The organism is Acinetobacter sp. CY79 (genome assembly GCF_059515845.1).
The window spans coordinates 24,063-50,064 of record NZ_JCAKMY010000019.1; the positions used below are offsets into that span (position 1 = coordinate 24,063).

The 26,002-nt window shown below is 39.9% G+C and carries 24 protein-coding genes and 5 tRNA genes; 22 read left to right on the forward strand and 7 right to left on the reverse strand.

Features of this window, described 5'->3' with window-relative positions:
- Positions 1–45 precede the first annotated feature (45 nt).
- From ruvX to recN, 3 genes are all read right to left on the reverse strand, one after another.
- Positions 46–489, reverse strand: coding sequence for a Holliday junction resolvase RuvX (gene ruvX, locus AC5YCE_RS09445; RefSeq protein WP_496125757.1), 444 nt, complete (start codon positions 487–489; stop codon positions 46–48).
- Complete coding sequence (locus AC5YCE_RS09450; RefSeq protein ID WP_496125758.1) at positions 482–1,036, reverse strand: YqgE/AlgH family protein; 555 nt, start codon at positions 1,034–1,036, stop codon at positions 482–484. Before AC5YCE_RS09450 ends, ruvX begins: the two co-directional genes overlap by 8 nt.
- Before the next feature lie 245 nt (positions 1,037–1,281).
- Positions 1,282–2,943: a DNA repair protein RecN gene (gene recN / locus AC5YCE_RS09455; RefSeq protein ID WP_496171877.1), complete on the reverse strand. Its 1,662-nt coding sequence runs from the start codon at positions 2,941–2,943 to the stop codon at positions 1,282–1,284.
- 115 nt (positions 2,944–3,058) lie between these two features.
- Between recN and AC5YCE_RS09460 the strand changes: the two genes are divergently transcribed.
- From AC5YCE_RS09460 to AC5YCE_RS09475, 4 genes are all read left to right on the forward strand, one after another.
- A complete protein-coding gene (locus AC5YCE_RS09460) occupies positions 3,059–4,372 on the forward strand; it encodes a tetratricopeptide repeat protein (protein WP_496171878.1) in 1,314 nt (437 codons plus the stop codon).
- Between the two features lie 70 nt (positions 4,373–4,442).
- On the forward strand, positions 4,443–4,766 hold the full coding sequence (ppnP, locus tag AC5YCE_RS09465; protein WP_496125761.1) for a pyrimidine/purine nucleoside phosphorylase: 324 nt from the start codon (positions 4,443–4,445) through the stop codon (positions 4,764–4,766).
- 169 nt (positions 4,767–4,935) lie between these two features.
- Positions 4,936–5,685, forward strand: a complete 750-nt coding sequence (gene rlmB / locus AC5YCE_RS09470; RefSeq protein ID WP_496125762.1) for a 23S rRNA (guanosine(2251)-2'-O)-methyltransferase RlmB — start codon at positions 4,936–4,938, stop codon at positions 5,683–5,685.
- Positions 5,686–5,825: 140 nt separating this feature from the next.
- Entirely contained in the window at positions 5,826–6,746 is a 921-nt protein-coding gene (locus AC5YCE_RS09475) for a DMT family transporter (RefSeq protein ID WP_496171914.1), read from the forward strand.
- A 33-nt stretch (positions 6,747–6,779) separates the two neighbouring features.
- On the opposite strand, the gene coaE is transcribed toward AC5YCE_RS09475, so the two are convergent.
- From coaE to pilB, 4 genes are read right to left on the reverse strand one after another with little or no spacing between them, the layout of a single operon-like run.
- Positions 6,780–7,385: a dephospho-CoA kinase gene (gene coaE / locus AC5YCE_RS09480; protein ID WP_496171879.1), complete on the reverse strand. Its 606-nt coding sequence runs from the start codon at positions 7,383–7,385 to the stop codon at positions 6,780–6,782.
- 31 nt (positions 7,386–7,416) lie between these two features.
- Entirely contained in the window at positions 7,417–8,277 is an 861-nt protein-coding gene (locus tag AC5YCE_RS09485) for a prepilin peptidase (RefSeq protein ID WP_496171880.1), read from the reverse strand.
- Positions 8,277–9,503, reverse strand: a complete 1,227-nt coding sequence (locus AC5YCE_RS09490) for a type II secretion system F family protein (RefSeq protein WP_496171881.1) — start codon at positions 9,501–9,503, stop codon at positions 8,277–8,279. Before AC5YCE_RS09490 ends, AC5YCE_RS09485 begins: the two co-directional genes overlap by 1 nt.
- 28 nt (positions 9,504–9,531) lie before the next feature.
- Positions 9,532–11,244, reverse strand: coding sequence for a type IV-A pilus assembly ATPase PilB (gene pilB / locus AC5YCE_RS09495; protein WP_496171882.1), 1,713 nt, complete (start codon positions 11,242–11,244; stop codon positions 9,532–9,534).
- A 266-nt stretch (positions 11,245–11,510) separates the two neighbouring features.
- Here pilB and tpiA point away from each other — a divergent pair, with 266 nt between their 5' ends.
- From tpiA to AC5YCE_RS09585, 18 genes are all read left to right on the forward strand, one after another.
- A complete protein-coding gene (gene tpiA / locus AC5YCE_RS09500) occupies positions 11,511–12,302 on the forward strand; it encodes a triose-phosphate isomerase (protein ID WP_496171883.1) in 792 nt (263 codons plus the stop codon).
- 13 nt (positions 12,303–12,315) lie between these two features.
- Positions 12,316–12,645: a preprotein translocase subunit SecG gene (secG, locus tag AC5YCE_RS09505; protein ID WP_496125768.1), complete on the forward strand. Its 330-nt coding sequence runs from the start codon at positions 12,316–12,318 to the stop codon at positions 12,643–12,645.
- A gap of 53 nt (positions 12,646–12,698) precedes the next feature.
- Positions 12,699–12,783 (forward strand) — tRNA-Leu (locus AC5YCE_RS09510).
- A 50-nt stretch (positions 12,784–12,833) separates the two neighbouring features.
- Positions 12,834–12,910: transfer RNA gene (locus AC5YCE_RS09515), tRNA-Met, on the forward strand.
- Between the two features lie 70 nt (positions 12,911–12,980).
- Positions 12,981–13,057, forward strand: a tRNA-Met gene (locus AC5YCE_RS09520).
- Between the two features lie 164 nt (positions 13,058–13,221).
- Positions 13,222–13,298: transfer RNA gene (locus AC5YCE_RS09525), tRNA-Met, on the forward strand.
- Between the two features lie 303 nt (positions 13,299–13,601).
- A tRNA-Met gene (locus AC5YCE_RS09530) sits at positions 13,602–13,678 on the forward strand.
- Between the two features lie 204 nt (positions 13,679–13,882).
- Positions 13,883–14,416: a ribosome maturation factor RimP gene (gene rimP, locus AC5YCE_RS09535; RefSeq protein ID WP_496125769.1), complete on the forward strand. Its 534-nt coding sequence runs from the start codon at positions 13,883–13,885 to the stop codon at positions 14,414–14,416.
- 41 nt (positions 14,417–14,457) lie between these two features.
- Positions 14,458–15,942 carry a transcription termination factor NusA gene (gene nusA / locus AC5YCE_RS09540; RefSeq protein WP_496171884.1) on the forward strand — a complete coding sequence of 495 codons (1,485 nt, stop codon included), beginning with the start codon at positions 14,458–14,460 and terminating at the stop codon, positions 15,940–15,942.
- Positions 15,943–15,952: 10 nt separating this feature from the next.
- The gene (infB, locus tag AC5YCE_RS09545) at positions 15,953–18,655 is read left to right on the forward strand and encodes a translation initiation factor IF-2 (RefSeq protein ID WP_496171885.1); all 2,703 of its coding nucleotides are present in this window, start codon (positions 15,953–15,955) and stop codon (positions 18,653–18,655) included.
- A complete protein-coding gene (locus AC5YCE_RS09550; RefSeq protein WP_496171886.1) occupies positions 18,655–19,059 on the forward strand; it encodes a ribosome-binding factor A in 405 nt (134 codons plus the stop codon). The genes infB and AC5YCE_RS09550 overlap by 1 nt, the downstream gene beginning before the upstream one ends.
- Before the next feature lie 89 nt (positions 19,060–19,148).
- Positions 19,149–19,949: a tetratricopeptide repeat protein gene (locus tag AC5YCE_RS09555; protein WP_496171887.1), complete on the forward strand. Its 801-nt coding sequence runs from the start codon at positions 19,149–19,151 to the stop codon at positions 19,947–19,949.
- Positions 19,950–20,066: 117 nt separating this feature from the next.
- A complete protein-coding gene (locus tag AC5YCE_RS09560) occupies positions 20,067–20,657 on the forward strand; it encodes a LemA family protein (RefSeq protein WP_496125774.1) in 591 nt (196 codons plus the stop codon).
- A gap of 99 nt (positions 20,658–20,756) precedes the next feature.
- The gene (locus AC5YCE_RS09565) at positions 20,757–21,824 is read left to right on the forward strand and encodes a TPM domain-containing protein (RefSeq protein ID WP_496171888.1); all 1,068 of its coding nucleotides are present in this window, start codon (positions 20,757–20,759) and stop codon (positions 21,822–21,824) included.
- The gene (locus AC5YCE_RS09570; protein WP_496171889.1) at positions 21,818–22,378 is read left to right on the forward strand and encodes a TPM domain-containing protein; all 561 of its coding nucleotides are present in this window, start codon (positions 21,818–21,820) and stop codon (positions 22,376–22,378) included. The genes AC5YCE_RS09565 and AC5YCE_RS09570 overlap by 7 nt, the downstream gene beginning before the upstream one ends.
- 200 nt (positions 22,379–22,578) lie before the next feature.
- Positions 22,579–23,067, forward strand: coding sequence for a pilin (locus AC5YCE_RS09575; RefSeq protein WP_496171890.1), 489 nt, complete (start codon positions 22,579–22,581; stop codon positions 23,065–23,067).
- 52 nt (positions 23,068–23,119) lie between these two features.
- Positions 23,120–24,256 (forward strand): serine hydrolase domain-containing protein, encoded by a 1,137-nt coding sequence (locus tag AC5YCE_RS09580; protein ID WP_496171891.1) that lies wholly within the window; start codon positions 23,120–23,122, stop codon positions 24,254–24,256.
- Between the two features lie 204 nt (positions 24,257–24,460).
- The gene (locus tag AC5YCE_RS09585; RefSeq protein ID WP_496171892.1) at positions 24,461–25,960 is read left to right on the forward strand and encodes a PglL family O-oligosaccharyltransferase; all 1,500 of its coding nucleotides are present in this window, start codon (positions 24,461–24,463) and stop codon (positions 25,958–25,960) included.
- Positions 25,961–26,002: the final 42 nt, after the last annotated feature.

Here is a 26,002-nt window from a genome sequence, read left to right on the forward strand (position 1 = left end):
GACAACTAGGTTTTATAGGATTAGATTTCTTTAGAATAAAATCCTTTAAGGTTGAATCCCTTCAGGATTGCGATACCAACTTTCAATAAATAAAGCTGCCGCAATACTGTCCGCAGAGATGTTTTTGCCACGGCCTTGTGCTTGATAATGATCAAGTTCATCTCGGGCTTCACGTGTGGTTAAGCGTTCATCCACCATTTGCGTCGTGATGTTGGTTTGATGACGTAAACGACGTGCAAATTTACGAGCGCGTGCTGAAAGTTCAGATTCAGAATCATCCATGTTTAAAGGTAATCCGACCAAAAACAAATTGGGTTGATGCTGTTTTACGATTTTTAAAAGCGCATCCCAGTTTGGAATACCATCTTTCATTGGAAATAGCGCCAATGGAGTCGCACTTTCAATCAGTGATGACCCAACCGCCATTCCCATTTTTTGTGTACCAAAATCAAAAGCCATAATGAGTTGTGGCTGTGACGTTTCAGGCATGTCCAATCTCTGAAGATAACCAAGTCCGATCTATGCCAATTTTCTTAAAGGCAGCATCCCAGCGATCGTCATAAGGTAAGTTAAAAATTAAATCCATGTCAGAGTCGCAAATGAGCCAATCACCACGAGACATCTCTTCTTCCAATTGGTTTTTATCCCAACTGGCATAGCCTAAAGCAATTTGATAGCGACCAACACCTTCATTGTGTGCAATTGCATCTAAAATGTCTTTGGAAGTGGTAATACAGATGTTTTCACCAACAGCGATAGACGAGTGCCATGTCGGTTGACCGGTATGGAGCACAAAACCCGCTTCGGGACGTAGAGGACCACCTTGCAGCACTTCGTGTGGATGCACATGGTCTGCTTCGATGTCTAAGTCATTTAATAATTCTTTGACTTGAATCCCTGAAGGTCTATTGACGATGATTCCTTGAGCACCATCTTCATCATGGCGTGCAATATAGACGACAGTATTGGCAAAAAAGTCGTCGGCCAAATCTGGTGGGGCAATAAGACAACGGTGGGTCAGATACTGTTTGCTCACCTAGTGGCTTCTCCTGTTTTTATATTCGAGTGGGTTAATTTTTAGCTATCTGATTTTTAGCGTGTTTTCATTCAAAATACGCCAGAATTGAACTGAGGACAATGTATTTTATTTGATGGATCAGTTATTTATTCAATCATTGAATGAAATGCATTTGCTTATGTTTAAATTGAGCACTTTTCTTTCACATGCTGTTCATACGGTCAGTGGCATATTTAAAACGGAGACGTCATTTGAGATGTAAATCAGCCCACTTGAAATTTAAGCTGTCTGAGCTGTCTTGCATGTTGTAATGTTGTTTCACTGATTTCAACGCCGCCGGTCATACGTGCAAGTTCTTGAATACGATCTTCTTCTTCAAGCGTTAGGATCGTACTGCTTGCAGGATCAGTTTGTCGTTTTTTCACCAATAGATGTTGATCAGATTGCGCTGCAACTTGAGCTTGATGGGTGATACATAGAATTTGAACATGTTCACCTAAACCACCGAGTAAACGACCGACTATCTCAGCCGTGCCACCACTGATACCGACATCAATCTCATCAAATACCAACACTTCAGCTTCTGTCTTTTCTGCATTCATGACTTGCATGACCAAGGCAATACGGGACAATTCACCACCTGAAGCGACGCGACCGAGCGGTTGTGCAGGGATGCCTTTGTTTGCAGTAAATAACAGTTGAATAAAGCTAAAACCTTCAGCCGATGGCTGTTCCAAAGGTTCAAATTTGAACTCAAAATAGGCTTCAGGCAGCGCAAGTTGTTTGACTTGCTCTGTGAGTTGTTTTGCCAGTGGTTCTGCCGCTTCACGACGAATATCATCCAGATATTGTGCTTTTTCCAAGAACACTTGATGCGACAGTTCAACCTGCTCAGCTAAAGTTTCAGGGTCTTCGAGTTGATTTAACTGTTCCAGTTCAGTGTGCCAAGTTTCATATTCTTGCTTCAATGCTTCGGGTTGAGTGCGATATTTCCGTGCTAAACGATGGAAAACTTCTAACTGTGTATTCAGTTCTTCCATTCGCTCAGGGTCAAAACTTTGCCGATCAATGAATTGCTTCAGATTGGCACTGGCATCATTTAACTCACTTTGAGCATTCACTAAAGACGTATAAATTTCGGAGAGTTGCTCACTACGACCCGCATGGGTTTCCAAGCGACGGATGATAGAAGACAGTTCTTGGGTCAGGTTTTGCTCTGCTTCGTCTAAAGAATTGATGGCATAACTACAATCCAACATGATGTGCTCATGATGGCTTAAACGATCAAACTCTTGCTCCGTCTCTTTGTAATCAATACGAATGACATCTTCAAGTTCTTCAATTTGAAGATTTAAACTCTCTATTCGCTGTAAACGTGTGGTTTGTGCATCAATCGCAGCTTGATGCTGACGAATATTTTTTTGCCATGTGTTATAGCTGTCTTTGACCGCTTGAGTGTGCGAAGCAAAATTACTATAACGGTCTAACCAATGCTTTGGGTAAGGTGGTTCTAAGAGTTGTTGCTGACTGTGCTGACTATACAGTTGAACCAATAAGCGCCCAATTTCTTTAAGTTCCGACAAGCTACTTGGGCGTCCATTAATCCACGCTTTACTACGTCCTGTGGCAAAAATCACACGGCGTAAATGAATTTCACCAGACTCATCATCCAGTTCATGGGTTTTGAGCCATTCTGCTTCAGGGCTGTGTTCTTGATAACTGAAAACTGCGGTAACATCTGCTTTATCAGAGCCATAGCGGACATAATTGGTATCGGTACGCTCACCTAAACATGCTGATAATGCATCAAGCAATAACGATTTTCCCGCACCAGTTTCACCAGTCAGGACGTTGAAACCTTGTTCGATATCGATTGCAAGGTTATCAGCTAGAGCAAAATTGATCAGGTTTAAGTGTGTCAGCATAAACGCATCCAAAGTGCGAGAGTGTTATTGCAAAGATAGTGAACTTTTGTTTTGGTAACAAGTCACTAAATATTCTAATATTCAATTAACTGGATAATTCTAACTTAAAAATAGCATGAAAATGAAACTACCTTTGCCGATTGCACCGGTAAAAAAGCAGAATAAACCGCAAGGAGCCAGTGGTCTGAATAAAAAATTGGATGATGCTTCAAAAGCATTTCGTGTTGCACTGGCTAAAAATGATTTTGAAGAAGCCTATCAACAAATTTTGCCCGCGTATAAATTGGTGCCTCAGCATCCGACCATTTTGATGGATATGGCTTATACCGAATTGCGTCTGGGGCAATATGAAAAATCCTATAAACGTTATTTAAGCGCAATAGAACACAGCAAAAATGCTGTTGATACTAATATTTATGATGGTTTGACAGAGGTATGTCATTTTTTAAAGGATCAAGAAGCACTAAAAAAATATGGTGGCTTAGCAATTGAATCAAAAAAGAAACAAGTTGCCAATCAGCCTAGGGTTGCTGAAATAACAGAACATCCGCCTGCTTTCAATCCGAGCCACCCACAAGAAAATATTATTGCTTATTCGTTGTTTGGCGCCTTGCCTCGTTATTGTGAAACATCCATCATCAACGTTGATCTCGCCAAAGAAATTTATCCCGAATGGACATGCCGTTTTTATGTCGATGAATCTGTACCAGAGAATATCCTAAAGCGTCTTCAAGAAAAAGGAGCTCAAGTCATGCTGGTCAATGAACAGCAGAAAAAATTGTCAGGGCTATTTTGGCGTTTCTTGGTGATGGATGATCCAACCGTCAACTGTTTCTTGATTCGTGATGCTGATTCTTTAGTGTCTTATCGGGAGCGAGCAGCAGTGGATGAATGGCTCAATAGTAAAAAATGGTTTCATACCATGCATGACTATTATTCACATACTGAATTAATTCTGGCAGGGATGTGGGGTGGTTTTAATGGGGTGTTCAGCAATATTGAACAACATATTTGTGACTATATTGCGACCGGTAATTTTCTCGCAGCACGTGTGATGGATCAGCACTATTTACGCCATTGTATTTGGCCAACGCTTCAATACAGTGTATTGAATCACGACAGTCAGGGGTTTGATCAGGGGGCAGCACCATTTCCAAGCTATAGCAAACAGACTGATTTTGAAGATTTAGAACAGTTTCATGTGGGCATGAATGAAGGTTCTTCACAAGTCTATGCGCAAGTGACTTTGCCGCATGCACGCTATGTAGAATGGGTGTTGAACGATGAACAGCAAAATGAGGTTTGTCGCTATGCTGCAGAGGTGCTCAGTACCCAACAAATTTTAGTGGAATTGCCGAGAAGCTATGCACGAAAACTGAATGCTAAGCAATGGAGTTTACACATGTATTTAGCCCAAAAGGATGATTGATTAGTTGTGAACTCGCATTTAAACTAGCTCAATTAAAATTCATACAATGCGCATTATTTGGAGAATACGCATGTCTACACAGTTTGATCATGTTTCTGTCTTAAAAAAATCAAATGTATATTTCGGCGGAACATGTATTAGCCATACTGTTCAGTTTGAAGATGGTACAAAGAAAACGCTTGGGGTGATTCTTCCAACTGAACAAGCACTCGTGTTTGAAACGCATGTACCTGAACGTATGGAAATTATTTCGGGTGAATGTCGCGTGACGATTGCTGACAATGAAGAGCATGAACTGTTCCGCGCAGGTCAGTCTTTCTATGTACCTGGGAGTAGCCGTTTTAAAATCGAAACGGATGATGTTTTAGATTACGTCTGCCATTTTGAAGGTTAAACCTTTTAAATCTGCTTTTAAGAAAATCGTTTCTCTGAATTTAGGCAAAGAAATTTTGACCTAAATCAGGTAAACTAGAATCCATATTAAATCCTGTAAAGTTGGCTTTGCGGGATTTTTCTTTTTTGTCGCTGTTCTCCTTTTTAAATTAAGTCACTTGAGGTTGTTCATGGCTAAGCCCGAATATTTTTATGGCGTGCATTCAGTTGAGTCATTATTGGAGTTAGAACCTGAACGTGTTTTAACTTTATTTGCTTTGAAGGGGCGTGATGATCAGCGTCTAAAACGTATTTTTGAATTGGCTGAGCCGTTTGGCGTCAGTATTCAAAAAGCCAGTCGCGATAGTTTAGAAAAATTGGCAGGTCAGCCTTTTCACCAAGGCGTAGTTGCTGCGGTTCGCCCACATCCAACATTGAATGAAGCGGATTTAGAAAAGCTGATTCAAGACAATAGCAATGCATTTTTATTGGCATTGGATCAAGTGACTGATCCACATAACTTGGGCGCATGTATTCGTACGGCTGCTGCAATGGGCATCCACGCTGTAATTGTAGCACGTGATCGTTCAGCAAGTTTAACGCCGACTGCACGTAAAGTTGCTGCGGGTGGTGCTGAAAAAGTGAAATTTATTCAAGTGACTAACTTGGCACGTACTTTGGATAAGATTAAGAAAGAGTTTAATGTTCGTGTTGTCGGTACAATGTTGGATGAAGAAGCATTACCGATTCATGAATGTGATTTGACGGGTCCAATTGCGATTATTATGGGTGCAGAAGACACAGGCTTACGCCCGATTACGCAAGCGCAATGTGATTATAAAGTTTATATTCCAATGCAAGGCAACTTACAGAGTTTGAACGTGAGTGTGGCAACAGGGATGGCACTGTATGAAGCATGTCGTCAGCGTCAAGGTCAATAATTTAAGTTAAAGATCAGTAATTTAAGTTAATTGAAAGACAATGACGTTGACTGAGTTAAAGGGTTTGATGTCATTGTCTCGATTGATTCTTTTGAGCAATACATTTTCATAATTAAGATTGATGTTAAGAGAATAGAATGATGATCCCGACACGTTACCAAGGTTATGCATTTGTAGCGATTACAATGTGTATTTGGGGAGGGTTCACCATCAGTTCTCGCTTAGGTGCGCTTTGGCATATCAGCCCTTGGGATATCACCGCATTACGCTTTATTCTGGCATTTTTGATTTTGATGCCCATTTTAATTTATAAAAAAGATACTGCCTTTTTACTTAAAAAAGAGCCATTTATTCTGGCTATGCTGGGTGGTGTCGCCTATTGCATCACTTGCTATAGCGCTTTTCATTATGTGCCAGCTGCACATGCTGCTATTTTTCTGAATGGCTTTATTCCACTGTGTACCGCCGTAGCAGGTTTGCTCTTATTTAAACAACCTTTCGATAAGCATATCTGGTTGAGCTTAAGCATTATGCTGTGTTCAATTATCGTGATGAGCTTTCTAATGTATCGCGCGACAGGCGTCGCATTTAGTTTTGGAGATGTGCTTTTTGTGGTCAGTGCAATGTGGTGGGGTGCTTTCACTGTTTTATTAAGACAATGGAAACTCTCTGCATGGCATGCCATGTCTGGGGTTGCGATTTGGTCTGCGGTTGTTTATGTGCCGATTTATCTGCTGTTTATTCCAAAACATTTAACAGCAGTTGAACCCCTACATTTGATCGGGCAAACTATTTTTCATGGCATATTTGTGGTGATTGTCGCCACATTGACCTATGTAGAAGCGATTAAACGTTTAGGTGCATTCAAGACCGGGAGTATCGTGACTTTGGCACCGTTTATTGCGGCGATTATTGCTGTACCACTATTGGATGAGCCTTTAAGTGTTGCGATGATTTTTGGCTTAATCGGGATGGGGATTGGTGCTTTACAGCCTTGGCGTTGGTTTCGTAAAGACAGTTTGACACAGCAAATCAGCCAACAAAAAAAACAGTCTGATTAGACTGCTTTGTTGATTCATGATTGCTATGTTGATCTATTGGGTACTTTGACTGAGCTGTAAATAATTCAGATGCAATTTTTGAAGTTCACTATACAGGTGCTCAAGATGACCATCATTGACAACGATATCATCAGCTAGGTCGAGCTTTCGATCTCTAGGCATTTGCGCTCGAATAATGTTTTCAATTTGCTCAATGCTTTGACCATCTCTTTGACTTGCTCTCTGGATTTGAAGTTCAATCGAGGCATCAATTAAAAGCGTTCGCTGAGTCAGTAGATGCTGATTGGTTTCAAATAATAGTGGTGAAACTAAAATCACATAAGGGCTGGTCGCTTGGTTTAATTGCTCAATAATAGATTGTCGAATTGCAGGATGTGTAATGTCTTCGAGCTGTTGGCGTGCAGAAGGGTGTTTAAAAATATACTCTCTTAAGGCTGGTCGATTGAGCTCACCATTCTCAAGCAAAACCCAATCACCAAATATGGATTGGATTTGAGTCAGTGCAGGTTGACCTTTCTCAACAACTTCCCGTGCAACAACATCGGCATCAACGACATTGATTCCTTGACTTTCAAACCATTGGCTGGCAGCTGATTTTCCGCTACCAATACCACCTGTTAATCCTACAATCAATGTCATCGTATTCCCTATGCTTTGAGTAAGTTCTCGTTTAACCGCCCAAATAGACCTTCATAATTTGCTCACCCCAAAGAAATGCAATCCAACCTGCAATGGCAATATAAGGACCGAACGCGAAGGGTTGATTCTCTTTTTTAATTTTTAACAGAATGATTCCAATAATCGCACCTACCAATGAGGATAGTAGAACAATCAGTGGAAGCATTAATGGCCCCATCCATGCACCTAAGGCTGCAAGGAGTTTAAAGTCTCCATAGCCCATCCCTTCTTTACCTGTGATGATTTTGAATGCGTAATACACCACCCACAGACATAAGAAACCAATCACATAGCCCCAAATCGAAGAGGTCGGAGACGTGTAAATTGAATAGCTGTTAATGGCTAAGCCTAATGCTGCTAGGGGGAGGGTATAACGATCTGGTAAAAGTTGTGTATCAAAATCGATAAAGGTCAGCGCGATGAGCACCCAAGTAAGAATCAAGCCAAACAGCATTTGGATCGTTGGACCTAATACAGCAACAACAACCAAGGAGCATACAGCGGTCAGCAATTCAATCAATGGATAACGAATGCTGATCGGGTTTTGACAAGATCCACATTGACCGCGCAGCATCAACCAACTGATCACTGGAATATTTTGAAACCAACGAATTTCAGTTTTACATTTTGGGCAAGTCGATGCAGGCTTGCTCAGTGTAAGTTTGGATGGGTCGATAATGGGTTGTTCTGGATGAAGTAGCATCTGACATTCTTGATGCCATTCTTGCTCCATCATTTTCGGTGTGCGGTAAATCACCACATTTAAAAAGCTACCGATACACAGACTGAGTAAACCTACTGCAAGATAAAGAGCAATAGGATTTTGAATAAAATAATCGATGATCTCGTACATTAAACCACAGAACCCATTTGGAAAATTGGAAGGTACATTGCAATCACCAAACCACCGACAAGGACGCCAAGCACTGCCATAATTAAAGGTTCCATCATTGAGGTGAGACCATCGACGGCATTATCCACTTCGTTTTCAAAGTGAGTTGCAACCTTATCGAGCATGGCATCTAGTGCTCCAGATTCTTCACCAATCGCAACCATTTGAATGGCCATAGAGGGGAATAGATTTGTTGCACGCATGGCAAATTGAAGTTGCTGACCTGTAGACACATCATCACGAATACGCATCACCGCTTCTTCATAAACGACATTGTTGGTTGCACCCGCTGTAGATTGAAGCGCATCAATTAGAGGAACACCCGCAGCGAAAGTGGTGGACAAGGTACGGCTATATCGCGCAATAATGGCTTTATAGACCAAATCACCAAAGATAGGCGCTTTCAGTGCCATCTTGTCCAAAGTATCACGGAACTTTTTACTGCGCTTTTTAGTTTCCATGAACGCTGTGATGGTCATGGCAATGACGATCAACAATATAAACCAATATTTCTGAGTCCAATTTGACATGCCAACGACCATTTGAGTGAAAGCAGGAAGCTCGGCACCAAATGAAGCAAACATTTCAGAGAATACAGGAACCACTTTAACCATCAAAATAACGGTTACGATTAAAGCAACCACAATCACGGCAATTGGGTATTTCATGGCTTTTTTAATTTTTTGCTTGAGTAACTCACTTTTTTCTTTATAGATCGCAACACGATCCAGCATCGTTTCAAGCGCACCCGATTGTTCCCCAGATTCTACCAATGAACAGAATAACTGATCGAAGTATTGTGGGTATTTTTTCAGTGCCCCAGCAAAAGTATTACCGCCTTCGACCTCACCTTTAATACCTAGTACCACTTCACGCATGGTGGGATTATCTAGACCCTCAGCCACAATTTCAAAGCTTTGTACTAAAGGCACACCTGCTTTCATCATGGTCGCCAATTGACGAGTGAAAATGGTGATGTCTAAAGTGGTGACTTTCTTTTTCATTAAACCTTCGAGAAGGTTTTTACGCTTTTCCCGAATATTTTTAATGGTAATGCCTTGCTTACGTAAGGTAACTTTTGCAAGTTGCATATTACGTGCAGGCAATTCCCCTTTAACTTTTGCCCCTTTACGATCAACCCCATCATAAGAAAAAGTTGGCATCATTTGCGCTTTCTTGACCGCCATAATATTGTCCTTTTTTAATCTTTTTTAATTATTCACTGGTCACTCGGTTAATCTCTTGTAAAGAGGTCAAACCACTGATCACCTTTTTAAGCCCTGAGCGACGAAGATTATTAAACCCCATTTTTTCAGATGCAGCTGCGATTTCTAGCGCATTTCCATCTTCCATAATAATCTTTGAAATCTCAGGAGTGACTTTCATGACTTCGTAAATACCTACACGCCCTTTATAACCTTCACGGCATTCTTCACATCCTACCGGTTGGTAAATTGTTAATTCAGGATCAGCCAAATCTTGTTCTGTGAAGCCCATTTCTAAGAGACTATTTTTAGGAACATCGACAGGTTTTTTACAGTGACTACACAATCTACGTGCAAGACGCTGTGCAATTACGAGATTGACTGAGGTTGCAATATTAAAAGAGGGAACCCCCATATTACGTAATCGAGTCAGTGTTTCAGGCGCACTGTTGGTATGCAGTGTAGACATGACCATATGACCTGTTTGCGCAGCTTTAATCGCAATTTCAGCTGTTTCTAAATCTCGAATCTCACCGACCATGATAATGTCTGGATCTTGACGTAAAAATGATTTAAGTGCAGCCGAGAAGGTGAGTCCAACTTTGGTGTTGACGTTGACCTGATTGATGCCTTCTAAGTTAATTTCGACTGGATCTTCGGCGGTTGAAATATTCGCACTTTCTGTGTTGAGAATATTTAAGCCGGTATATAACGATACCGTTTTACCAGAACCTGTAGGACCTGTGATAAGCAACATACCTTGAGGTTTTTCTAGCGCATCCATAAACAATTGCTTTTGGTCTTCTTCATAACCCAAAGCATCAATACCCAGCATGGCACTCGATGGATCCAAAATACGCAGTACCATTTTCTCACCAAATAATGTGGGTAGAGCATTGACACGAAAGTCAATCGCTTTAGTTTTGGAGAGTTTTAATTTGATACGACCATCTTGCGGAACACGTTTCTCAGAAATGTCCATTTGCGACATGACTTTTAAACGCGATGCAAGACGGTTGGCCAGTTGAAGCGGTGGGTTGGCAATGTGTCGCAAAACCCCATCGACACGATAACGCACGCGGTAAGATTTTTCATAAGGTTCAAAGTGTAAGTCCGAAGCCCCCATACGAATCGCATCAACTAATAATTTATTGATGTATTTGACAATCGGTGAGTCTTCCTCAGATGGTTCGTCTTCTTGCTGAGTCGCGTTATTACCATCGCCACCGACCAAATCAACATCAAGATCTTCACTGCCAAAATCAAAGGTTGAGGTATCAGCAAAGCTTTTTTCAATGAGCTTCTCAAGTTTATTTGCTTCAACGATGACAGGCGTAACATTGAGTTTGGTATTGAATTTAATCGCATCAAGTGCCTCAATATCTGTCGGGTCACTGGTTGCCACGTATAACATTTGACCGCGTTGGTAGAGCGGGAGCACTTGATATTTGGTAATGAGATTAGAGTCTGTAATTTCTTTAGGCAATAAATCAGGGTTGAATGCATCTAAATTTAGATAAGGCTCACCAAATTCTTGCGCAACTAAAGCTGCAATGACACTTGGATTAATCTTAAGATGCTCAATCAGATAAGGAATGAGTTTCTTTTTATTTTTTCTTGCACCCTCAATGGCCGCTTGCATTTGTTGCGCGGTCAGATGTCCCTCATCCACTAAACGACGATTGAGCCCCGAAAATTTTGGTACATTTGGTTCTAATGTCATCACCAACACGCCTTAAATTCATTTTATAATTTGAATACGAAAATTATACGTTTCTTCTTCAATAATTCTATACTTAAAACAATTAATGTATACAGAAATTAAAGTAAAAGAATGACTCATGAATTATTTTTGAGATTATCTTTGCTCAAATACTGCTTTATTTTTAAAGATCAAATTTTTAATTAAGAATTGAGTGATATTAAAAATTACTTTAATTGGGGAAATTCCGTGTAGAATGTGCGCATTTTAGAAAGAAGGTTAGATGTATGTCGGGTTCGACAATTACTCCTTGGGTTGTAGGCAATTGGAAAATGAACCCAATGCAGGCTAATGCTCAACAATGGGTTGAAGATTTTATTCAGCTTTTACAAGAACAGGCGATTGACTCTCAAAATTGCCGTATCGGTGTAGCACCGACGACTTTGGCATTGCTGAATATTAAAAATCAACTCAAAAATAGCCCGGTTGATATCATGACAGTGGCTCAAGATTTATCTCGTATGGCAGGCACTGGTGCATATACAGGTGATGTCAGTGCAGAGCTATTAAAAGACAGTGATATTGATTATGTCTTAGTTGGGCATTCTGAACGTAGAGAAATTTTTGGCGATCATACGCAAATTTTAAATGCAAAAATTAAAAATGCACTAAATGCAGGGTTAACTGTGATTTATTGTGTTGGCGAAAGCTTGGAGCAGCGTGAGTCAGGTCAAGCAGAGGCTGTGGTTTTACAGCAAATTTGTGATATTGCTGCAGTGGTTGAAGCAGAACAGTGGAAAAACATTGTGATTGCATATGAGCCGATTTGGGCGATAGGGACAGGCAAAACTGCTTCACCTGATGATGCACAAAACATGCATGCGAAAATTCGTGAGGGTTTAACTCAAATTACATCCGAAGGTAAAAATACTGCGATTTTATACGGTGGTAGTGTAAAGCCTGAGAATGCAGTAGAGTTGGCAGCTTGCCCAGATATTAATGGTGCGCTTGTTGGTGGTGCGTCATTAGATGCAAAATCTTTTTATCAAATTGCTCACGCATTTGCTCAATCAAAATAATTAGGAGTGCAGCATGCAAACATTTGTGCTGGTGGTACATATTATTTTAGCTGTTTTAATGATCGTGTTGATTTTGGTTCAACATGGTAAAGGTGCAGATGCAGGAGCTTCCTTCGGTGGCGGTGGTGCAGCGACTGTTTTTGGTGCTTCGGGTTCAGGTAATTTCTTAACTCGACTGACTGCGATTTTGACGGCATTGTTTTTTATTACCAGTATTACGCTGGCAGTATTTGCAAAAAAACAAACCACAGATGCTTATGGCTTAAAAACTATTAATACCACTGAACAGGTTGAGCAAAAAACGCCTGAAACTTCGACAACTGCACCAAAAACTGCTGAGTAATTGAATATTTCCCTTTCATTTTGATGCTGATGCTACTAGAATGCGACACAGCTGCGGTGGTGGTGGAATTGGTAGACACGCTACCTTGAGGTGGTAGTGCTTTCGGGCGTGGGGGTTCAAGTCCCCCCTTCCGCACCAACTTATAATCCAGAACATAAGTTGGTGTATGTGGCTAAGTTTTCTGTTGTTGCGGGATGGAGCAGTCTGGTAGCTCGTCGGGCTCATAACCCGAAGGTCGTTGGTTCAAATCCAGCTCCCGCTACCAATCCTTTTTAAAGAAACAAACTTTTTAAAGGCAGTTTATTTTAAGCTGAGAAACATAATTTGTTATTTGTTGCGGGATGGAGCAGTCTGGTAGCTCGTCGGGCTCATAACCCGAAGGTCGTTGGTTCAAATCCAGCTCCCGCTACCAATCTTTTGGTGGATTTATTTTATAAAAATTTCAGCTCATCGGGCTCAACACTTTATAAAATCTCGAAGGTTGTTGGTGAAAATCCAGCTTCCGCTACCAACTTATTTAAGATACAAACTTAAATAAGCAACTTATTTCTAAGTTGAACGTAAATTTGTATTTGTTGCGGGATGGAGCAGTCTGGTAGCTCGTCGGGCTCATAACCCGAAGGTCGTTGGTTCAAATCCAGCTCCCGCTACCAATTTTTTAGAGTGATTGTGGTATCGTTATTTTATAAGAGTTTAGCTCGTCGGGCTCAACTCTTTATAACAGGGCGAAGGTCGTTGGTTCAAATCCAGCTCCCGCTACCAAGTTTTTTTAAAGAGTGGTTTGTTTTAATTTTAGGTATAATGTCTAAGCTAGGCTTTAAGCTTATTTGAATAAACAAAGGTTCTTGGTCTAAACCAGTTCCAGCTACTCATCTGATTAAGATGCAACTTAATCAGTCGAATATGAGTTATTTGTTGAAAAATGCTTCATATTTGGTTATAATTTTGCACGTTGATGCGGGATGGAGCAGTCTGGTAGCTCGTCGGGCTCATAACCCGAAGGTCGTTGGTTCAAATCCAGCTCCCGCTACCAAGTTTCTTAAAAGAGGCTCACAACTAGGTGGGCCTTTTTGCACAGTGGACTTTGGTTTTCTGTGCAATAATAGGGGCGATTTCGCCCTTTTTTGTTATCTATCGTGTAGTGTGGACATCAATTGGTCAAATTATCATGCTATCACTATAGTAAGTTTATTACGGTCGTAGGGCCGGTTGAATCCCACGGAAATGACGAGAGTAAATGAAGTTATCAAATAAAACCCAAACACTCCTAGACTTAATCACACCTGCAGTAGAAGCATGTAATGTTGAGCTCTGGGGTCTTGAATTTACAGCTCAAGGTAAACGTTCATTATTGCGTATTTTTATCGACAAGCCAGTAGGTGAGAATGAATCTGCTGAACAAGGGGTCATTACCGAAGAAGGTGATATTGAGCTTGGACGAGGTGTAGGTGTACAAGATTGTGTACGTGTTACACAGCAAGTTGGTGCAATTTTAGATGTGCATGATCCGATTTCAGGTGAATACGCTTTAGAAGTATCTTCACCAGGTTGGGATCGTCAATTTTTCCATTTGGCACAGATGGAAGCCTATGTTGGACAGCAAGTGGCTTTACGCTTGATTTCTGCTGTAGAAAATCGTCGTAAATTCCAAGCCAAGCTTGTAAGTGTTGATGTGGCAAATGAACTGATTCAAGTCGAAGTAGAAAATCAACATGTGATTGAAATCGATAGTCATAATATCGACAAAGCCAATTTGATCTTTCAAGACTAAATTTAATTTTAATGAAGAAGAATTTGAATAGTAGGTGACTTATGGGCCGTGAAATTCTTACCGTTGCTGAAACGGTTAGTAATGAAAAAGGTGTTAGTCGTGAAGCGATCTTCGAGGCACTTGAGCAAGCTTTAGTTGCTGCAACGAAGAAAAAATTCTACGAAGGCACAAATTCTGAAGAAGCACAGCTTCGTGTTGAAATTGATCGTAAAACAGGTGAATACCGCACTTTCCGTCAATGGACAGTGGTTGCTGATGAAGATCATGAAATGCCGGCTTGTCAAGATGCAATTTCTGATGTTGATCCAGCACAGTGGTCAATCGGTGATGTGCGTGAACTTGAAGTTCCTTCAATTGAGTTCGGTCGTATTGCTGCACAAATTGCAAAACAAGTGATCGTACAAAAGATTCGCGAAGCTGAGCGTGCACTGATTGCTGATGCGTATGAAGCGAAAGTTGGCGAGTTGATTTACGGTGAAGTGAAAAAGCAAACTAAAGACGGTTTTATTATCGATCTTGGTGAAAATGCTGAAGCTTATCTTGCACGTGAAGAAATGATTGCAAAAGAAATTTTGCGTCCTAAGCAACGTGTCAATGCAATTCTGTACAATGTAAATCGTGAAGGTCGTGGTGCACAACTGCAATTAACACGTGCTAAGCCTGAAATGCTAATCGCTTTGATGAAGAAAGAAATTCCTGAAATTTCTGAAGAAATTATTGAGATAAAAGCTGCTGCTCGTCAGCCAGGTGTTCGTGCTAAAATTGCAGTGAAAACCAATGATCATCGTATTGACCCAGTGGGTGCATGTATTGGTATGCGTGGTACGCGTATTCAAGCAGTACAATCTGAGTTAAATGGTGAGCGTATTGATGTTGTTGTATGGTCTGATGATCCAGCTCAATATATCGCAAGTGCTTTAGAGCCTGCTGATGTATCGGGTATTGTGATTGATGAAGAAGAACGTACCGCAGATATCATTTTCGCTACCAGCGATCAATTGGCTCGTGCGATTGGTTCTCAAGGTCAAAACGTACGTTTGGCATCAGAACTCACAGGTTACAAGCTGAATATGATGCTAGAAGATGAATACCGCGCGCGTCAGCAAAATGAAGCGCAAGTGTATTTGGATATGTTTGTAAGTCGTCTTGATATTGAAGAAGATCTTGCAATGGCATTGGTGGAAATGGGCTTCACTTCTTTAGAAGAGATAGCTTACGTTCCTGCAGACACATTTGATGAAATCGAATTGGATGCAGAAACAGTTGAATTATTGCAAAGTCGTGCGAAAGAAATTGCATTGGCAGATGCTTTAAAACAACAGGAAGATATTCAAGACCCAAGCGCAGAATTATTGGCAATGGAAGGAATGACTTCTGAAATTGCATTTGCACTTGCGGCACGCGGTGTAGTAACAGTGGATGATCTTGCAGATCAAGCAACTGATGATATCTCTGATATCGAAGGTTTGGGCGCTGAGAAAGCGGGTCAATTCATTATGAAAGCACGTGAATCATGGTTTAACTAGGAGATCGTATATGACGGATAAGTCAATTCAAGAGTTAGCAGTCAGTGTCGGTCTTCCAGTTGAAAAACTATTAGATCAGGTCCGAGAAGCAGGATTGCCTCAGGCGAAGGCAGAAGACACAATCTCGATTGAACAGCAAGACCGCCTTGTTTCACACTTGAAAAAAGTGCATGGACAAGACAACGGCAGCGCAGGAAAAATCACGTTGAAACGTAAAACAACCAGTACTGCAAAAGTTGCAAGTACTTCAGGTAAAGCTAAAACGATTAATGTAGAAGTTCGCAAGAAGCACACATTTACAAAGCCAGACCCTGAACAAATTAAAGCAGAAGCTTTGGCTAAAGCTGCTGCTGATACACAAGTAAAAGTTGAGAACAAGGCATCTACACCTGTAGAAACCAAGCCTGCTCAGCCTGTAAATAACGCAAGTGCAGCATTAAATGCGATGCGTGCTGCGCAAAACAAAGAAACTGCGAAACAAGAAGTTTCTAAGGCAGCCGTTGTTGTTAAACGTAAATCGACCAATAAGCCGATCGTTAAACAAGTCACTAAGCCGACTGAAACCGCTGAACAGAAAAAAGCGCGTGAAGCAGAAGCAGCTAAATTAAAAGCAGTGGAAGAAGCAGCACGTCGTAAATCAGCTGAAGAAGCACAACAGCGTACGCTTGAGCAAATGCGTCAAATGGCAACCAAGTATTCAAATGAAGATACGACGGCAACCATTCGTGTAGTCGATGATTCTCCATTGGCAGCTGGTCTTGTAGGTCAGGCTTATGAAGATTCATTTGCAAAAGAAGACCGTGATATTAAGCGTGGTGCGAATACACCAACGACACGTGCACCGAAAAAAGGTGGACGTCGTGGTCAAGAAGAGCAAAGCTTTAGCAAACAGCCTAAACGTGGTTTGAAAACAAGTTCCTCAAACAAACATGGCTTTGAAAAACCAGTTAAAAAACAAGTATATGATGTTGAAATTGGTGAAACTATTGTTGTTGCTGATTTGGCATCGAAAATGGCAATCAAGGTTCGCGAAGTGATTAAATCACTTATGAAAATGGGTGAGCTCGTTACACAGAACCAAGCCATTGAACAAGATATTGCTGCACTTGTAGTTGAAGAAATGGGTCATAACCCAGTTCGTGTGTCTGATACTCAAGCAGAAGATAACTTGCTTGAAGCTGCTGAAGAAGCCCGTGGTGCTCAGTCAACTCGTGCGCCAGTGGTTACGATCATGGGTCACGTTGACCATGGTAAAACATCACTTCTTGACCGTATTCGTCGTGCGAAAGTTGCACAAGGCGAAGCAGGTGGTATTACACAGCATATTGGTGCTTACCACGTGACCACGGATAAGGGAATGATTACTTTCCTTGATACTCCGGGACATGCGGCATTTACTGCTATGCGTTCACGTGGTGCGAAAGCAACTGATATCGTTGTTTTAGTTGTGGCAGCAGATGATGGTGTAATGCCACAAACTGCAGAAGCCATTGATCATGCTCGTGCTGCGGGTACGCCGATCATTGTTGCAATCAACAAAATGGATAAAGAATCTGCTGATCCAGATCGCGTATTAAATGAATTGACTGTAAAAGAAATCGTACCTGAACAATGGGGTGGTGACGTTCCAGTGGCAATGGTTTCTGCGCACTCTGGTCAAGGTATTGATGAACTTCTTGATTTGATTTCAATCCAAGCTGAATTGTTAGAATTGAAAGCATCTGAAGAAGGTGCGGCTCAAGGTGTTGTTATTGAAGCGCGTGTAGACAACAGCCGTGGTGCGGTAACGTCTATTCTTGTTCAAAACGGTACATTGAAAGTAGGTGATTTGGTTCTTGCTGGTGCATCTTACGGTCGCGTACGTGCAATGACAGATGAAAACGGTAAACGTATTCAATCTGCAGGTCCTTCGATTCCAGTAGAAATCTTAGGTCTTCCAGAAGCGCCAATGGCGGGTGATGAAGTTCTTGTTGTAAGCGACGAGAAAAAAGCACGCGAAGTTGCTGATGCGCGTATGGATCGTGAACGTCAAAAACGTCTTGAGCGTCAATCTGCAATGCGTCTTGAGAACATCATGGCGTCTATGGGCAAGAAAGATGTGCCGATTGTGAACGTTGTATTGAAAACTGACGTACGTGGTACGTTGGAAGCTTTACATGTTGCGCTTGCTGACCTTGCAACTGACGAAGTTAAAGTCCGTATTATTGGTTCGGGCGTAGGTGCAATCACTGAATCTGACGTAACACTGGCTGAATCTTCAGAAGCGGTACTTCTAGGCTTTAACGTACGTGCGGACAATACTGCACGTCAAAAGGCAGATGCGGATAGTATCGACATTCGTTACTACTCAATCATTTACCAATTGATTGATGACGTGAAAGCAGCAATGAGCGGTAAGCTTGCTCCTGAGCATCGTGAGACGATCCTCGGTGTTGCACAAGTACGTGAAGTCTTCCACTCAAGTAAATTCGGTGCGGCTGCGGGCTGTATGGTACTTGAAGGTATGTTGTACCGTAACAAACCGATTCGCGTATTACGTGATGACGTGGTTGTATTCCAAGGTGAGCTTGAGTCTCTTCGTCGCTACAAAGAAGTGGTTGAAGAAGTTCGTGCGGGTATGGAATGTGGTCTTGCGGTTAAAGGTTATAAAGACATCAAAGCACTTGATAAAATCGAAGTGTACGATGTTCAATTGATTAAACGGAGTCTTTAATGGCGGGTAGTCAACGTCTTAAGCGTATGGCTGATACAGTTCAGAGAGAACTCTCTGAACTGATTCGTCAAGAGCTCAAAGATCCGCGCTTAGGTGGTCTAGTGACCATCTCTGCGGTGAAAGTGAGCCCAGATTTGGGTTACGCAGAAGTTTACGTGACTGTAATGGGTCGTGAACTGGGTGATGAGCAAAACGAAGAGGCAAACAAAGAAACACTTGATGTGTTAAATAAAGCATCAGGTTTCTTACGCCATGAGTTGAGCCGTCAAATCAAAACACGTATTACACCGCGTTTGCGTTTCCACTATGACAAAACCAATGCATATGGTAACTACATGTTTGGTCTAATTGCTGAAGCTGTGAAGGATTTACCTCCAGAAGAAGCAAAGAAAGATGACGAATAAGAGTTATTGATAAGAAAGCCACCTTCGGGTGGCTTTTTTATGGGTTAATTTATAATTTAAAAAATTACAAATAATGATAACTTCTTAAAATGAATTCTAAATTAGTATTGTCTATTGCACTTTTGCTGAATATTTCTCTTTCACACGCTTGTATAAATACTTATGAACAAGAATTGAGTTGGGGGTATACAGATGTTAAGCATGAACTTGCACAGGCAAAAAAAAATCCGCCTAAAACCTTTGAGCAATTAAATGACTATGGCGTAGTGCTCATCCAAGCACACCGTTATCAGGAAGCCATTGAGATTTTTCAACAGCTTGAAAAACAACGTCAAAATGTTGCTCAAACTGCTGCAAATTTAGGTACAGCTTATGAGTTAGCAGGTCAAATATCAAAGGCAAGATATTGGATTCAACAAGGAATAAAACGAAATGCTAAAATTCATGAAGGAAGTGAATGGATCCACCTTAAAATTTTAGATGCCCAGATTAAACAAAATGAAAACCCAGAATGGATTAAACAAAATGACGTCCTTGGTTTAAATTTTGGGAATGGTATTGCGCCAAGAGCCAAAGTAAAGCAAGTTGAGTTTAAAGGTGAACGTTATAATCTAGATCAAATTTTTGAGCACAGTAAAATTCAGATGGTGCAACGTCTTAGGTTGGTAGATAAAGATCCAATTACTGCACAAATTTTATTTAATATGGCAAATATTGAAGTGATTCAAATGAGGCAAGAGGATGATGCCGCACTTGTTCTATATTCGACTGCGAGCCGTCTAGGTTATCATCATCCTGAATTGTTGCAGATGCGCAAAGATTATATTTCTAATTCAAAATGGTATGCGTTCAAACGCTTTTTTGCTGAAATTATTCACATTTTTTCGTGATGATGAGTTTAAGCTGATAGTATCTGATTGAGTAAAGAAAAAATACAATAGAACTTAAAAATCTGTTTAAAATGCTTTTATATGAACAAATACAAATAAATAATGAGGATGAACTGAATGAAAATGTTAAAAATGACCATGGTTTCAATTGCACTCGCAAGCACACTCACACTGTCAGGTTGTGGCTATAATACTTTACAAGCCAAAGATGAGTCAGTCATTGGTGCATGGTCAGAAGTCCAAAACCAATATCAACGTCGAGCAGACCTTGTTCCAAATTTAGTCAATGTCGTGAAAGGCTATGCCAAGCATGAAGAGCAAGTATTGACTGAAGTGACGCAAGCACGTGCCAATGTCGCAGGTTTGAAAGTCGATAAGGAAGTATTAGAAAATCCTGAACTGTTTAAAAAATATCAAGAAGCGCAGTCTCAAATGACAAGTGCATTGTCTCGCTTATTGGCTGTGACAGAAAACTATCCAGATTTGAAAGCCAATGAACAGTTCCGCGACTTACAAGTGCAACTTGAAGGAACAGAAAACCGTATTGCGGTTGCACGTAATCGTTATATTTCGACTGTTCAAGATTACAACACGTATGTGCGTCAGTTCCCTCAAGCCATGACAGCCAAGGTGATTGGTATGGATACCAAAGAAAACTTCAGTGCTGAATCTAGTGCTCAAAAAGCACCGACTGTGTCATTCAATTAATATGAATGAATCAACTTCAAATCTGGGTCAAATTCGCTTCAATGCTGTATTTGATCCAGTATGAAAGACTGAGGAACATCTATGCTTGATCGGCACGTCATGAGAACTTTAAAAAAGCTGAATGCGATTATCGCTATGAGCCTTGTATTGCTTGCGGGGATTTCTACGTCAGTGGTCAATGCTGAAACAGCAACGGCGATAGATCAAGAAGAAGCGCTAGTTCTTAAAAAGATCATTCAACCTAATCAACAACAACAAGCAAACACAACGCAAAACAATACAGATCAAGTCACAGCAAATCAAAATTCAACAAGTACCGTTACTGTTGCCAATGATATGGCGGATGGTGAATCCATTCGCACACTGCCGACTTTAAATGCTCCTGTGATTGATCAAGCCAATATATTAACTGCCAATGAAAAAGCGGTGTTAGACAGCCAAATCCGAAATTTATACGAGCAGGGCAAAGGTCAAATTGGCATTGTGATTGTGCCAACAACAGGTCAAGAAGGTATTTTTGATTTTGCCATGCGCACAGCAGAACAATGGAAACTCGGTTCTGCCAAGCAAGACAATGGTTTACTGATTGCGGTTGCAATTAACGATCGACGTTTACACATTGCTACAGGCTACGGTTTAGAAGGCGTGATTCCAGACATTGTTGCGAATCGTATTATTCGTGAGCAGATCACACCTTATTTTAAAGCCAATCAGTATGGTCAAGGCTTAATTTCAGGGGTCACTGAGATTGAACGAATATTAAATTTAGATCCTGAAACTGCACAAAAAGCAGCACAAGATTTAAAAGATCGCCAAGAAGTAGCAGTCAAAGAGCAACAAGCGAAAGACCAAACGTTAAGTGCGGTATTTTTTATTCTGATAGCAGGAATTGTGGCGTCTTTTATCATAGGTAATCGACTGAGTGCATCGGTTGCAGGGGTAACTGCTTTTGCTGCCAGTATGATCTTTGGCTCTGGTCTAATCATGAGTTTAATCTTTGGGATTGGTATTTTCTTTTTATTGTTTACGTCTATTGCTCAGCTTTTATTTCAAGCATTTCTATCAGGTGCTGGTCGTGGTGGAGGTGGCGGTGGACTTGGCGGCGGTGGTGGTTTTAGTGGCGGCGGCGGCGGTTTTGGTGGGGGAGGGGCATCAGGCTCATGGTAACAAAGACAGAAACAACTGAAATTATTACTAAACCTAAGCTACAGCAAGGTGTATCACCAAGTTTGAAGCGCTGGTTTAAGCATTTCTTTTATATGCCTGCATCTAAACGCTATTTCACCAAACAAGATCAAACCAAGATTGCGCAAGCAGTAAAAGAGGCTGAGCATGGTCATGTCGGGGAGATCCAAGTGGTGATCGAGGGGTATATCCCCAGTGGTGTTGCTTATAGGCAGGACACGCGGTTACGCGCAAGACAGCTTTTTGCTGAACTGGGTGTTTGGGATACTGCATATAATAGTGGGGTTCTGTTGTATTTAAACTTATGTGAACAAGTTGTTGAGATCGTGATTGATCGTGGGATTGATCAAGCCACTGAACAACAAGAGTGGCAAGCAATATGTGATCATATGATTCAAGAGTTGAAAGCCAAGAATTATACGCAAGGTGTCATCAAAGGTGTAATTGAAATTGGTCAAATATTAGATCGTTTTTATGATGATCAAATCGAAGACTTGGAAAATGAATTAGGCAATGCGCCAATTATATTGAACTAAAAAGTATGGAAACTGACAAAAAATGTCAGTTTTTTACTTAAAATTACATATAAAAACATAATGTAAAATAAATATTGAAAAGCTCATCACAAAAATTAGAATAGGCATTAAGAAAGTTAGCAATGAAACATTTAAGACACATAATTTGCTAATTTAAATCAAACAAAAAGCTATTTAAATTTTTTCTTGGGAGAAAAGTTATGAACGCTCAAAAAGGTTTTACCCTTATTGAATTAATGATCGTTGTTGCGATTATCGGTATTTTGGCTGCGATTGCGATTCCGCAATATCAAAACTATATTGCTAAATCACAAGTGAGTCGTGTAATGGGTGAAGTTAGTTCACTTAAAACTACGATTGAAACATGTTTGTTGGAAGGTAAAAAGTCAGAAGCAACCTGTGAATTGGGTTGGACTGCCTCTAATTTAGTAACTGGTTTTGGTGCTTTTGGTTCATTTGGTGAAGAAGCGACATCTAAACTACAGTCTGGATTAAAAATTAATTGGCCTGGTGAAGGTAAAAATGGTATGACTGTTGTAGCACAATTTGGTTCTTCAGCTGCTACAGCAATTTCGGGTAAAGATTTAACTTGGACACGTTCAGAAGAAGGTTCATGGACTTGTTCAACTACAGTAGATGCTAAATATGCACCTGCAGGTTGCCCAGCTAAAGAAGCTGTAAAAGAATAAAAAATATTTCTTGAAAAAGCACCCTTAATGGGTGCTTTTTGATGAATAAATTATGAAAAAACTCCTGCTACTTTTATTGATAACTTTTTTTGTGGTTATCGTTCCTTTTGCATACGTATCTAATGCATATCATGCATATCTGCTTGAAAGGCAGATTACCTACCTAAAAGCTATCTCTTCAATTTCTTGTAAAGAAAACAGTCCAAGATTCTTAAAAAAAATATTGTTGAAAAGAATTTATATGGATTCTGTGAGTAATCAAATTATTTTTAAAAATGGAAATGAAATTTTCTGGTGTGTAAGTGGGTGGAAAGATCAAAATCATAAAATAAGACTAAAAATTTCGGATAATTATAAAATTGCAAGTTTATCAAAACTCTATACTTCTTCATTAATTGTAGATTTGCTTAATAAAAGAAAAATAAAACTAGAGGATAAAATTACAAAGTTTTTTCCTATGACTCAACCTAAAGATAAAGAGGTTTTAAATATAAAAATTATAGACTTACTTAGACATTCGGCAGGATTTGATCGTGGAGTATCTGGTGACCGTATATTTAGTGATCAAGAGTGGTGTGGTAAAAACTTAGTCTCTAGTTTGAATGAAGTAATTCTAGACTATAAACCAGGTTCAAAAATGGTGTATTCAAATGAAGGATACTGTATTTTAGGAGTGATTTTAGAGAGATATTACAATGAAAGTTTACATGAAATTATTTTAAAGAAATATAAAAATGTAGATTTGAAAATGCTTAGGATAGAAAATTATAATAGTGAGGTTTATTATAATTATAAATATAGCCCTGTTGACGCTCAATTTTATAGAAATATACCATTAGGTAATTTAAAAGGTTCAGCAGATATTGTGACTAATGCAGAGGCTTTTTTGAATTCTTTAGAAGTCATGGTGGAACAAAAGCCTTTAAATATTCTTTCCATGAACTATATGTTGCCTTGTGATGTGATGGCTTATAAAAGTTGCTATGGTATAGGTATGTCACCCTTAGAAAGAAATGGTTCTATTTTTTATACTCGTGATGGTGTGTTACCTGGTGTAATGACATATTCAGTTGTCGATAGCCAGAAAAATATTTTAATATTATTTACCAATTCAATGCCTTATAATATAGATAAGAAAAATGATGGTTTCAAAGATTTTATAATATCGGAATTGCATAACTTTAAATAGAATATATTTTTTATCACGTAATGTAATGATATATTAAATCTCGATATAATCTATTAGAAATTAAATTTTGCTGCTATGAGTTCTATTTTTTCATATTTTATTATTTTCTTATTGAGTATATCTTGGCTCATCCCATTCCATAAAACCCCATGGCCAACATTCTCCTCTGAGATTCTGACCTTTCTTTCAGCTTCATTTTTGCTATTGAGCTTTTATAAACAAAAAATAGACATTCCTAGACCACAACTAATCGCCATACCATTACTGAGTATTCCACTGCTACAGTTGGCTACAGGGCAGATACTGTATGCTTCTAATGCAATCTTATGCTTTGCCTATGTATTGATGTTTTGGTTGATGGTTATTACAGGATACAACCTCTCAAAAAATACTCAACAACGTGAAAAAGTATTTTCAGTCTTTTCACTTGTAGTCTTAATTGTTGGTCTAATTTCAAGTGTGATTGCTATTTGTCAGTGGTTGAATCTGAATGGATATTTTTCACCGTGGATGTACACCTTTAAAGGTAATCGCCCTTATGCCAACTTGGCACAGCCTAATAACTTGGCGACCTTATTGACGGTAGCATTGTTAGCATGTCTGTATTTCTATGAAAAAAAATGGCTCAAAAATATCTACTTGGTGCCTTATGCTCTCATCTTGATGTTTAGTATTGCCTTAACCCAATCACGCACGTCTTGGGTGGTGTGTCTATTTATCTTAATTTTCTTAGGCGTTAAACAATTTAACCGAAATAAACGATTTGGCTTTTTGAAATTGCTGAGTTGGGTTGCTGTATTTGCACTGATGATTGCTAATCTTCCATTTATTCATCAATTGATTGCAGACCTGTTTGGTTTGAAAATGGTAGAAACAGCCTCAGTCGTAGATCGAGCATCATCAGGTTACTTGCGATTGGATATGTGGCAACAGCAGTGGATCGCTTTGTTGCAACAACCTTGGTTTGGCTATGGTTGGAATCAAACGGGCATGGCGCAAATGGCTGCGTTCGATGCTTATCCCTCGCATGAGTGGTACAAGAGTGCGCATAATATTATTTTTGATCTATTGATTTGGAATGGAGCGATCATTGGTGGATTGATTGTTGTGTATTTAACGGCTTGGTTATTTTGGTTAAATAAAGGGGTTAAAGATACCATCTCGATTATTGCGACCTTAATGGTCTGTGCAATTTTGATTCATGGTCTGTTGGAGTTTCCACTGCATTATGCCTATTTCTTATTACCTGCTGGATTCTTGTTAGGTGTGATTCAAGCACAATATAAGAATCTACCTGCCATTCAGCTCAGTTCAAAAATAACCTCTGTGATTGCAATTGTATGTATTGTCGGTTGTGTGGTTTCTGTTCGAGATTATTTTTTGTATAAAGAACAAAGTAGTATTGCGAGTCTTAAAACACCTCTAACTACGTCGCAACAACAAGTGATGGATAAGGATATTATTTTACTGACGCAATTCAAAGAGCGTATTTGGTGGATTCAACTTAATCCAAAGACTCAAATGAATGATGCACAGCTCGCGCATATAGAGCGTATGGTTGCCAATATGGCAGCTAAATATGATTTATATAAGCATGCTCAAATATTGGCATTTAACGGAAAAGAGCAACAAGCAAGACAGCAGCTTTGGGTATTGGAAACGCTACATGGACAAAAACGCGCTTATGAAGACCTTTTAAAATAAAGTGAATCAAGCACTTTTAGAAAGTGTTGATCTTTTTAAAAA

Coding starts and splice junctions, on each gene's coding strand:
- ppnP (WP_496125761.1), top strand. CDS start 4,443: ATGTCTACACAGTTTGATCATGTTTCTGTCTTAAAAAAATCAAATGTA.
- AC5YCE_RS09460 (WP_496171878.1), top strand. CDS start 3,059: ATGAAAATGAAACTACCTTTGCCGATTGCACCGGTAAAAAAGCAGAAT.
- pilB (WP_496171882.1), bottom strand. CDS start 11,244: ATGACATTAGAACCAAATGTACCAAAATTTTCGGGGCTCAATCGTCGT.
- AC5YCE_RS09485 (WP_496171880.1), bottom strand. CDS start 8,277: ATGTACGAGATCATCGATTATTTTATTCAAAATCCTATTGCTCTTTAT.
- AC5YCE_RS09570 (WP_496171889.1), top strand. CDS start 21,818: ATGGTAACAAAGACAGAAACAACTGAAATTATTACTAAACCTAAGCTA.
- AC5YCE_RS09575 (WP_496171890.1), top strand. CDS start 22,579: ATGAACGCTCAAAAAGGTTTTACCCTTATTGAATTAATGATCGTTGTT.
- rimP (WP_496125769.1), top strand. CDS start 13,883: ATGAAGTTATCAAATAAAACCCAAACACTCCTAGACTTAATCACACCT.
- AC5YCE_RS09565 (WP_496171888.1), top strand. CDS start 20,757: ATGAGAACTTTAAAAAAGCTGAATGCGATTATCGCTATGAGCCTTGTA.
- ruvX (WP_496125757.1), bottom strand. CDS start 489: ATGCCTGAAACGTCACAGCCACAACTCATTATGGCTTTTGATTTTGGT.
- coaE (WP_496171879.1), bottom strand. CDS start 7,385: ATGACATTGATTGTAGGATTAACAGGTGGTATTGGTAGCGGAAAATCA.
- AC5YCE_RS09555 (WP_496171887.1), top strand. CDS start 19,149: ATGAATTCTAAATTAGTATTGTCTATTGCACTTTTGCTGAATATTTCT.
- AC5YCE_RS09475 (WP_496171914.1), top strand. CDS start 5,826: ATGATCCCGACACGTTACCAAGGTTATGCATTTGTAGCGATTACAATG.
- AC5YCE_RS09560 (WP_496125774.1), top strand. CDS start 20,067: ATGAAAATGTTAAAAATGACCATGGTTTCAATTGCACTCGCAAGCACA.
- AC5YCE_RS09580 (WP_496171891.1), top strand. CDS start 23,120: ATGAAAAAACTCCTGCTACTTTTATTGATAACTTTTTTTGTGGTTATC.
- nusA (WP_496171884.1), top strand. CDS start 14,458: ATGGGCCGTGAAATTCTTACCGTTGCTGAAACGGTTAGTAATGAAAAA.
- recN (WP_496171877.1), bottom strand. CDS start 2,943: ATGCTGACACACTTAAACCTGATCAATTTTGCTCTAGCTGATAACCTT.
- tpiA (WP_496171883.1), top strand. CDS start 11,511: ATGTCGGGTTCGACAATTACTCCTTGGGTTGTAGGCAATTGGAAAATG.
- AC5YCE_RS09550 (WP_496171886.1), top strand. CDS start 18,655: ATGGCGGGTAGTCAACGTCTTAAGCGTATGGCTGATACAGTTCAGAGA.
- rlmB (WP_496125762.1), top strand. CDS start 4,936: ATGGCTAAGCCCGAATATTTTTATGGCGTGCATTCAGTTGAGTCATTA.
- AC5YCE_RS09490 (WP_496171881.1), bottom strand. CDS start 9,503: ATGGCGGTCAAGAAAGCGCAAATGATGCCAACTTTTTCTTATGATGGG.
- infB (WP_496171885.1), top strand. CDS start 15,953: ATGACGGATAAGTCAATTCAAGAGTTAGCAGTCAGTGTCGGTCTTCCA.
- secG (WP_496125768.1), top strand. CDS start 12,316: ATGCAAACATTTGTGCTGGTGGTACATATTATTTTAGCTGTTTTAATG.